This window comes from Zestomonas carbonaria, assembly GCF_904061905.1.
Classification (GTDB): Bacteria; Pseudomonadota; Gammaproteobacteria; order Pseudomonadales; family Pseudomonadaceae; genus Aquipseudomonas; species Aquipseudomonas carbonaria.
Genome location: NZ_CAJFCI010000059.1, coordinates 59,558 through 67,835 on the forward strand (window position 1 = coordinate 59,558; position 8,278 = coordinate 67,835).

At 67.3% G+C, this 8,278-nt stretch carries 8 protein-coding genes; 4 read left to right on the top strand and 4 right to left on the bottom strand.

Annotated elements, in window-relative coordinates; all coding sequences use genetic code 11:
- Positions 1–91 precede the first annotated feature (91 nt).
- On the top strand, positions 92–691 hold the full coding sequence (locus tag PSEWESI4_RS15150) for an FMN-dependent NADH-azoreductase (RefSeq protein ID WP_187672048.1): 600 nt from the start codon (positions 92–94) through the stop codon (positions 689–691).
- Between the two features lie 446 nt (positions 692–1,137).
- Positions 1,138–2,028 (top strand): EamA family transporter RarD, encoded by an 891-nt coding sequence (gene rarD, locus PSEWESI4_RS15155; RefSeq protein ID WP_187672049.1) that lies wholly within the window; start codon positions 1,138–1,140, stop codon positions 2,026–2,028.
- 45 nt (positions 2,029–2,073) lie between these two features.
- Here the strand turns inward: rarD and PSEWESI4_RS15160 are convergent, their stop codons facing one another.
- Both PSEWESI4_RS15160 and PSEWESI4_RS15165 read right to left on the bottom strand, forming a co-directional pair.
- Positions 2,074–2,469 (bottom strand): NUDIX hydrolase, encoded by a 396-nt coding sequence (locus PSEWESI4_RS15160; RefSeq protein WP_187672050.1) that lies wholly within the window; start codon positions 2,467–2,469, stop codon positions 2,074–2,076.
- A complete protein-coding gene (locus tag PSEWESI4_RS15165; RefSeq protein WP_187672051.1) occupies positions 2,466–3,005 on the bottom strand; it encodes a dihydrofolate reductase family protein in 540 nt (179 codons plus the stop codon). Before PSEWESI4_RS15165 ends, PSEWESI4_RS15160 begins: the two co-directional genes overlap by 4 nt.
- 257 nt (positions 3,006–3,262) lie before the next feature.
- Here PSEWESI4_RS15165 and PSEWESI4_RS15170 point away from each other — a divergent pair, with 257 nt between their 5' ends.
- Positions 3,263–4,585 (top strand): DEAD/DEAH box helicase, encoded by a 1,323-nt coding sequence (locus PSEWESI4_RS15170; protein WP_187672052.1) that lies wholly within the window; start codon positions 3,263–3,265, stop codon positions 4,583–4,585.
- Between the two features lie 28 nt (positions 4,586–4,613).
- Here PSEWESI4_RS15170 and egtD read toward each other — a convergent pair whose 3' ends face one another.
- Positions 4,614–5,582: an L-histidine N(alpha)-methyltransferase gene (egtD, locus tag PSEWESI4_RS15175; RefSeq protein WP_187672053.1), complete on the bottom strand. Its 969-nt coding sequence runs from the start codon at positions 5,580–5,582 to the stop codon at positions 4,614–4,616.
- A complete protein-coding gene (gene egtB / locus PSEWESI4_RS15180; protein WP_187672054.1) occupies positions 5,579–6,853 on the bottom strand; it encodes an ergothioneine biosynthesis protein EgtB in 1,275 nt (424 codons plus the stop codon). The genes egtD and egtB overlap by 4 nt, the downstream gene beginning before the upstream one ends.
- 264 nt (positions 6,854–7,117) lie before the next feature.
- Between egtB and PSEWESI4_RS15185 the strand changes: the two genes are divergently transcribed.
- A complete protein-coding gene (locus PSEWESI4_RS15185) occupies positions 7,118–8,254 on the top strand; it encodes a PQQ-dependent sugar dehydrogenase (protein WP_187672055.1) in 1,137 nt (378 codons plus the stop codon).
- The last annotated feature ends 24 nt before the right edge of the window (positions 8,255–8,278 follow it).

Below are 8,278 nucleotides of genomic sequence, written 5' to 3' on the forward strand. Positions count from 1 at the left end.
TTGTAGCGGATTTTTCCGCTTTTTTATCGATTCGTGTCTCAATAATCTGCACCCATCGAAACGCACACACCTTCTCGATGGAGTCAGCAGCATGTCCAATGTTCTCGTGATCGAAAGCAGCGCCCGCCAACAGGGTTCGATTTCCCGCCAGCTCACCGAAGAGTTCCTGGTGCAATGGCGCGAGGCCCATCCGGACGACAGCATCACCATCCGCGACCTGGCCAAGGAGCCGGTTCCGCACCTGGACGAAACCCTGCTCGGCGGCTGGATGAAGCCGGCCGACCGGCAGAGCGCCGCGGAAAAGGCCGCCCTGGAACGCTCCAACCGGCTGACCGAGGAACTGCTGGCTGCCGACGTGCTGGTACTGGCCGCACCGATGTACAACTTTGCCATCCCCAGCACCCTGAAGTCCTGGCTCGACCACGTGCTGCGCGCCGGGGTGACCTTCAAGTACACCGAGACCGGCCCGCAAGGCCTGCTCAGCGGCAAGCGTGCCTACGTGCTGACCGCTCGCGGCGGCATCTACGCCGGCAGCGCCCTGGATCACCAGGAGCCCTACCTGCGCCAGGCGCTGGCCTTCATCGGCATCCACGACGTCACCTTCATCCATGCCGAGGGCCTGAACATGGGCGCCGAGTTCTCCGAGAAGGGCCTGGCGCAAGCCAAGTCGCGCCTCGCTGAAGTCGCCTGACGAAATCCGCCACCACGCTTCCTTGCGCCCCCCGGCTCCTGGGCGCTCCATCCGGACAACCGCTCCCCCCTGGTTGTCCGGATTTTTTGTTTGTGGGGTTGAGGCTGCCTGGGTGTTTGCCGTAGCGGGAACATAGGAGCTGGCCATGCCTGCGATTCGCGGCCATGGGCCGCTCCTACGGGGCGTGGTTCGGGGAACTCCATTGCCGGTTTCCCCGGATTGCATCCGAGCCACGGAGGTGGGAGCAAGTCACCCCTCTCCCATTCATGGGAGAGGGGCCGGGGGAGAGGGCTGGTGCCGAACACCGCACTGACCGGGGCGTCCGCTCCTGCGGGCAACCTCCCGCAACGCTTGGGTTTCGCCCTGGCCTCGGGTAATGTCGAGGACTTTTTGCGAGAGTCTGCGATGTCCCCTTACTGCCTGTCCGTTCGTCGTCGGTGGCGGCCATGAGGTTGTCCGGCCGTGGCATGGCCCTGTCCCTGGCGGCATCCGCGCTGTTCGCCCTGATTCCCGGCTACGTGCGCGAGCTGGCGCCGCTCGACGGCTGGCAGATCCTCGCCCAGCGCGTGCTCTGGTCGATCCCGGCGGTGCTCCTGCTGGTCCTGGCGTTCCGCCAGTGGCCGACGCTGATGGCGGTGTTCGGACGCCTGCGTCGCGAGCCGCTGCTGCTGGCCGCCGTGCCGCTGGCGTCGTTGCTGATCGGCGTGCAGTGGGGGCTGTTCCTCTGGGCGCCGTTGGTGGGGCGGATGCTCGAGGTGTCGCTGGGCTACTTCCTTCTGCCGCTGGTCCTGGTGGTGGTCGGCAGGCTGTTCTACGACGAGCGCCTGCGGCCGCTGCAAGGCATCGCCGTGCTGCTGGCGCTGGCCGGCGTGCTCCACGAACTGTGGGACACCGGCGCCTTCTCCTGGCTGACCCTGGTCACCGCGCTGGGCTATCCGCCCTACCTGATGCTGCGCCGCTGGATGCGCCTGGACGCGCTGTCCGGCTTCATCCTGGAAATGCTGGTGCTGGCGCCGTTGGCGATCTGGCTGGTGATGGCCTATTCACCGCCCGGCGCCTTCGAACAGGCGCCGCAGCTCTGGTGGCTGCTGCCGGGGCTGGGCCTGCTCGGCACCCTGGCTTTCGCGGCGATGATGGCGGCCAGCCGGCTGCTGCCGATGGGGCTGTTCGGGATTCTCAGCTATGTCGAGCCGGTGCTGCTGTTCGCTGTCGCCGTGCTGATGCTCGGCGAGGCCTTCGATCCGCGTCAGTTCTGGACCTACGGTCCGATATGGCTGGCGATCCTGTTGACCGGCTGGGACAGTGCGCGGGTGTTGCGTAAGCAGGCGCAGGTGTAGTGCGCTTCTAGGCTCTACCGAGCGCAGGCACTTTTCGTACGGAACCTAGGCGCGGTCCAGCGCTGGCAGTACCTGTTCGCGTAGCAGCGGGGCGAGGCGATCGTGGAGGGGCGCGCCAGGTTCCAGCCAGGCCAGTTCCTCGAGTTCGGCGGCGGCCTGGACGGCATGGGGCAGGCGGGCGGTGAAGATGTCGGCGGCGACCCAGGTGTCCGCCTCGTTGGCCGCCGGCGCGTGGAAACGGCCAAGCGGCTCGAAGGCGTTGGGCGGCAGGTCGAGTTGCAGCTCCTCGCGCAGCTCGCGGCGCAGGGCGCACAACGGCGCTTCGCCGGTTTCGCGCTTGCCGCCGGGCAGCATGAACATGCGGGTATGCCGCTTGCGGACCAGCAGCAGGCGTTGCTGGTCGTCGAACAGGCAAGCGGCGGCGATGTGCAGGGTGGTCAAGCAGCCTCGCCCTGTACCTGGTAGTGCAGTTGCACCACGCCGGTGGAGAAGTTGCGCTGGGTCTGCAGGGTCAGGCCGCGTTCCAGGCCGGTGGCGAACATCTTGATGCCGGCACCGAGCATGTGCGGCACCACGCTGACCACCAGCTCGTCGAGCAGGCCGGCGGAGTAGCAGGTGCCGGCCAGCGAACCGCCGCCCACCAGCCAGACGCGCTTGCAGCCCATGTCGCCAAGCTTGTTCAGCGCTTCGGACGGCGTCCAGTGGCAGATATGCACGTCCGAGTCGGCGGCTGGCAGAACCGAGCGAGTCAGCACGATGCAGGTCTTGCCCGGGTAGGGCCACTTGTCGGCGTACTTGAGGATCGTCTCGTAGGTCACCCGCCCCATCAACAAGGCGTCGATGCCAGAATAGAAATCGTGATATCCGTAATCCTCACCGGCGTCCTCGATCGGGCGAAGCCAATCGACTCGGCCGTCCGGACGGGCGATATAACCATCCAAACTGGCAGCAACGTAGTAGATCAGGGCTGGTTTCATGCTGGCGTCTCCGGAGCTGGGCCCTAGCCAATGAGCGGTCAGGACGATCGCTGACCATTGGACCGCATCAGCTCTATAAAGTTTCCCCGCCAGATCAGACGTTTGCCAATAGTACGTCGCCTGATGGCCGGGAGTGTCAGAATTATGGTCCTCAAGTGTCTGCGGCGCCAGTGAATGCGGCCCAAGAAAAGCAGAGTTTTACGCCGACAACCGGTAACCTATGCCGCTCTTTAGTTCTGTTTCGCTTCGAGGTGCCTGTGTTTGCCCAATTCGCCCTGCATGAACGCCTGCTCAAGGCCGTGGCCGAGCTGAAATTCGCCGAGCCCACCCCGGTGCAGGTGGCGGCCATTCCTCCTGCCCTGGAGGGACGTGACCTGCGGGTGATCGCGCAGACCGGCAGCGGCAAGACCGCCGCCTTCGTGCTGCCATTGCTGCACCGCCTGCTTGGCGCGGAGCGGCCGAAAATCCGTACGCGAGCGCTGATTCTGCTACCGACCCGCGAACTGGCGCAACAGACCCTGAAGCAGGTTGAGACATTCGCCCAGTTCACCTTCCTCAAGGCCGGGCTGATCACCGGTGGCGAGGACTTCAAGGTGCAGGCGGCGATGATGCGCAAGGAGCCGGACGTGCTGATCGGCACCCCGGGGCGCCTGATCGAGCACCTGGAGGCCGGCAACCTGTTGCTGGAGGCCGTCGAGGTGCTGGTGCTGGACGAGGCCGACCGGATGCTCGACATGGGCTTCGCCGAGGATGCGCAGCGCCTCGCCGCGGCCTGCAGCGGCCCGCGCCAGACCCTGCTGTTCTCCGCCACCAGCGGCGGCAATGCGCTGCGCGAAGTGATCGGCGCGGTGCTCAAGGACCCGTTGCACCTCAAGCTCAACGCGGTCGGCGAGCTCAACGAAGGCACCCGCCAGCAGATCATCACCGCCGATCACAACGTCCACAAGGAACAACTGGTCCACTGGCTGCTCGAGCATGAGAGCTACGCCAAGGCGATCGTCTTCACCAATACCCGGGCGGCGGCCGACCGGCTGTACGGCCATATGGTCGCCAAGGGCATCAAGGCCTTCGTGCTGCACGGCGACAAGGACCAGAAGGACCGCAAGCTGGCCATCGAACGGCTCAAGCAGGGCGGCGCCAAGGTGCTGGTGGCCACCGACGTGGCGGCGCGCGGCCTGGACGTCGAGGGCCTGGATCTGGTGATCAACTTCGACATGCCGCGCAGCGGCGACGAGTACGTGCACCGCATCGGCCGCACCGGCCGGGCCGGCGGCGAGGGTCTGGCGGTGTCGCTGATCTGCCATGGCGACTGGAACCTGATGTCGAGCATCGAGCGCTACCTCAAGCAGCAGTTCGAGCGGCGCACCATCAAGGAGCTGAAAGGCAGCTACCAGGGGCCGAAGAAGGTCAAGGCCTCGGGCAAGGCGGCCGGCTTCAAGAAGAAAAAGACCGACAAGAAGGGCGCCGCCAAGGCACCGGCCAAGCGCAAGTCGGGGCCGCGACCGAATGCGGACAAACCCGCGCTGGTCAGCCAGGACGGCCTGGCGCCGCTCAAGCGCCGCAAGCCGGCCGGCGAGTAGGGTTTCTACCTGACAGAATCCCCGTCGCTCATTCCCGCTCCAGATACTGCACGCTGAACAGCCCGCGCGGGTCGCTCCAGCTCGCCAGCGGCCTGAAGCCGGCGCGCCCGGCCAGTTCGCGGAAGCCTTCCGCGCTGTACTTGTAGGAATTCTCGGTGTGCAGGCTTTCGCCGGCGGCGAAGGCGAACCGGCGATCTTCGATGCGCACCCGCTGCGCCTGCGGGCTGACCAGATGCATCTCGATGCGTGATTCGTGCTCGTTGAAGAAGGCGCGATGGACGAAGCGCTCCGGTTCGATATCGCTGTCCAGCTCGTGGCGGATGCGTTCCAGCAGGTTCAGGTTGAACGCCGCCGTCACCCCGGCCGCGTCGTTGTAGGCGGCTTCCAGCACTTGCCTGTCCTTGACCAGGTCGATGCCGATCAGCAGGCCGCCGCCCGGCGGCAGCCATTCGTGCAGGTTGGCGAGCAGGGTGACGGCTTCCGCCGGGGTGAAGTTGCCGATGCTCGAACCGGGGAAGAAGGCCAGCGGGTGTTCGCTGTCGAAGTCGTCCGGCAGTCGCAGCGGCTGGCAGAAGTCGGCGCAGGCGGCGTGCACGTCCAGCCAGGGGTAGTCGTCGGCCAGCCGTGCGGTGCTGTCGAGCAGGAAGTCGCGGGAGATGTCGATGCCCAGGTAGCTGGCCGGGTGCATGGCCTCCAGCAGCAGGCGCACCTTGCGGCTGGCGCCGCTGCCCAGCTCCACCAGGTTGGCGTGATGGCCGGCGATCTCGGCGATGTCGGCGGCGGCCCGGGTGAGGATGGCTTCCTCGGTGCTGGTCAGGTAGTACTCGGGTTGCCGGCAGATCTGCTCGAACAGCTCCGAGCCGCGCCGATCGTAGAAGAATTTCGGCGAGGCCCACTTCGGCTCGGCGGCGAAACCGGCCAGCACGCTTTCGCGCAGGCCGGGGCCCGGCGCGCTGTGGCGCAGGTCGTGAAAATGCACGTCGTGCTGCACGCTCATGCCTCCCTGGCCAGGCGCAGGCCGGTGAACGGCCAGCGCTGGTGTGGATAGAAGAAGTTGCGGTAGCTGGCGCGGATATGATCGGCCGGCGTGGCGCAACAGCCGCCGCGCAGCACCATCTGCCCGCTCATGAACTTGCCGTTGTACTCGCCCAGGCTGCCCGGCAGCGGGCGGAAGCCGGGGTAGGGGCGGTAGGCGCTGGCGGTCCATTCCCAGACGTCGCCGAACAGTTGCTGCGGCCCTTCTCCCTGCGGGGCCGTGGCCAGCGGGTGCAGGTAGTCGCTGTCCAGGAAGTTGCCGGTCGGCGACGCCGCCTGCGCGGCGACTTCCCATTCCGCCTCGCTCGGCAGCCGCGCGCCGGCCCAGCGCGCGTAGGCGTCGGCCTCGTAGAAACTGAGGTGGCAGACCGGCGCCTGGTCGTCCAGCGGACACAGGCCGCCGAGGGTGAATTCCTGCCAGCCATCCTCGCCGTGCCGCCAGTACAGCGGCGCCAGCCAGCCTTCCTGCTGGATATGCGCCCAGCCGTCGGCCAGCCACAGCTCCGGGCGGGCATAGCCGCCGTCCATGATGAAGGCCAGGTAGTCGCCGTTGCTCACCGGCCAGCGGGCCAGCGCGAAGGCGTCGAGGAACACCCGGTGGCGCGGCTGCTCGCAGTCGAAGGCGAAGCCGTCGCCAGCGTGGCCGGTCTCGTACAGCCCGGCGGGCCAGGCGTGCCAGCCCGGTTGCTGCGCAGGCGCGGGCGGCGCTACCGGCAGGTCTCGGCGATAGGCCGGGCACAGCGGGTTCTGGGCGAGGATGTGCTTGATGTCCATCAGCAGCAGTTCCTGGTGCTGCTGCTCGTGGTGCAGGCCGAGTTCCAGGCGCCGGGCGATCTCGTCGGCGTGCTCGGCCGGCGGCGCGGCGAGCAGTTCGGCCAGGCCGGCGTCGACGTGCCGGCGGAAGTCCAGCACCTCGGCCACCGTCGGCCGCGACAGCAACCCGCGCCGGATACGCGGGAAGGGCGTGCCGTGGGTCTCGTAGTAGGAATTGAACAGCAGGTCGTAGAGCGGCTCCGGCGTGCGGTAGCCGGGCAGGTAGGGCTTGAGCAGGAAGGCTTCGAAGAACCAGCTCACGTGCGCCAGGTGCCATTTCGGCGGGCTGACGTCGGGCATGCTCTGGATCACGTGGTCCTCGACCGCCAGCGGCGCGCACAGCCGTTCGCTGACGGCGCGCACCCGGCGCAGTCGCTCGGTGGGTGCCGTCGCGGCGGTGGTCCGTGCGTGGTTGCCCATGACGTTCCTCCTTTCATGGAACGACCAGTCGTTCTAAGCAAAGGTTCAAATGGTCTGAGCAACAGACCAGTATTGAGGGAATGGCGGCGTTCCGCCCCATGTACGGACGGGCGGTCCCGACCCCCGACATCTGCGGAAAAGGTTGCATCGTTCCGGCTTGGCCAGGGTCTGTTGCCGCAGCAACGCGGTTCGTGCCGAAACGACAACAGACCCTGCTTGTTGCACAATCGGGCCGATCGAACGAACGGACACGGAGGAACGAGCATGTCGAGATTCATCTGGCTGGGCCTGCTGGCCCTGGTCGGCGGGACGGCCCAGTCGGCGACCGTCGAGCATCCGAGCGAACTGGGCAAGGTGACCACCGAGGTGGTGGCTTCCGGGCTGGAGCATCCCTGGGGGCTGACCTTCCTGCCCGATGGGCGGATGCTGGTCACGGAAAGGCCGGGACGCCTGCGCATCGTCGCCTCCGACGGCGCGCTGTCGCCGCCGCTGGGCGGGTTGCCGGAGGTCTACGCCAGGGGCCAGGGCGGGTTGCTCGACGTGGTGCTGTCGCCGGACTTCGCCAAGGACCGGCTGGTCTACCTGTCCTACGCCGAGGGCGGTGGCGACAAGGGCATGGCCGGGACCGCGGTGGGACGTGGCAGGCTGGCCGACGACGCGAGCCGGCTGGACGACTTCCAGATGATCTTCCGCCAGGAGCCCAAGCTGTCCAGCGGCCTGCATTTCGGCTCGCGGCTGGTGTTCGACCGCGACGGCTACCTGTTCGTCGCCCTCGGCGAGAACAACGAGCGGCCGACCTCCCAGGACCTCGACAAGCTGCAGGGCAAGGTGGTGCGCCTGCACCCCGACGGCAAGGTGCCGGACGACAATCCCTTCGTCGGCCAGGCGCGCGCGCGGCCGGAAATCTGGTCCTACGGCCATCGCAACCAGCAGGGCGCGGCGCTGAATCCCTGGACCGGCGTGCTCTGGACCCACGAGCACGGTCCGCGCGGCGGCGACGAGATCAATATCCCGCAGGCCGGCAAGAACTACGGCTGGCCGCTGGCCACCCACGGGATCAACTACTCCTACCTGCCGATTCCCGAGGCCAAGGGCGAGACGGTGCCCGGCACCGAGCCGCCGCTGCACGTCTGGGAGAAATCCCCGGCGATCAGCGGCATGGCTTTCTACGATGCCGAGCGTTTCCCGGCCTGGCGGAACAACCTGTTCATCGGCGCACTGGCCCAGCAGCAACTGATCCGCCTGCAACTGGACGGTGACCGGGTGGTCCACGAGGAACGCCTGCTGGAAGACTTCAAGGCGCGCATCCGCGACGTGCGCCAGGGGCCGGACGGCTACCTGTACCTGCTCACCGACGAGGGCAACGGCCGCCTGGTGCGGGTGGGGTTGCAGGCGGAGTGATGGCAGGGCCTGAACGTGGGGGGG

What these genes read in the sequence shown, in the direction of transcription:
- PSEWESI4_RS15150 (WP_187672048.1), top strand. Translation starts at nt 92, where the DNA reads ATGTCCAATGTTCTCGTGATCGAAAGCAGCGCCCGCCAACAGGGTTCG.
- PSEWESI4_RS15165 (WP_187672051.1), bottom strand. Translation starts at nt 3,005, where the DNA reads ATGAAACCAGCCCTGATCTACTACGTTGCTGCCAGTTTGGATGGTTAT.
- egtB (WP_187672054.1), bottom strand. Translation starts at nt 6,853, where the DNA reads ATGGGCAACCACGCACGGACCACCGCCGCGACGGCACCCACCGAGCGA.
- egtD (WP_187672053.1), bottom strand. Translation starts at nt 5,582, where the DNA reads ATGAGCGTGCAGCACGACGTGCATTTTCACGACCTGCGCCACAGCGCG.
- rarD (WP_187672049.1), top strand. Translation starts at nt 1,138, where the DNA reads ATGAGGTTGTCCGGCCGTGGCATGGCCCTGTCCCTGGCGGCATCCGCG.
- PSEWESI4_RS15185 (WP_187672055.1), top strand. Translation starts at nt 7,118, where the DNA reads ATGTCGAGATTCATCTGGCTGGGCCTGCTGGCCCTGGTCGGCGGGACG.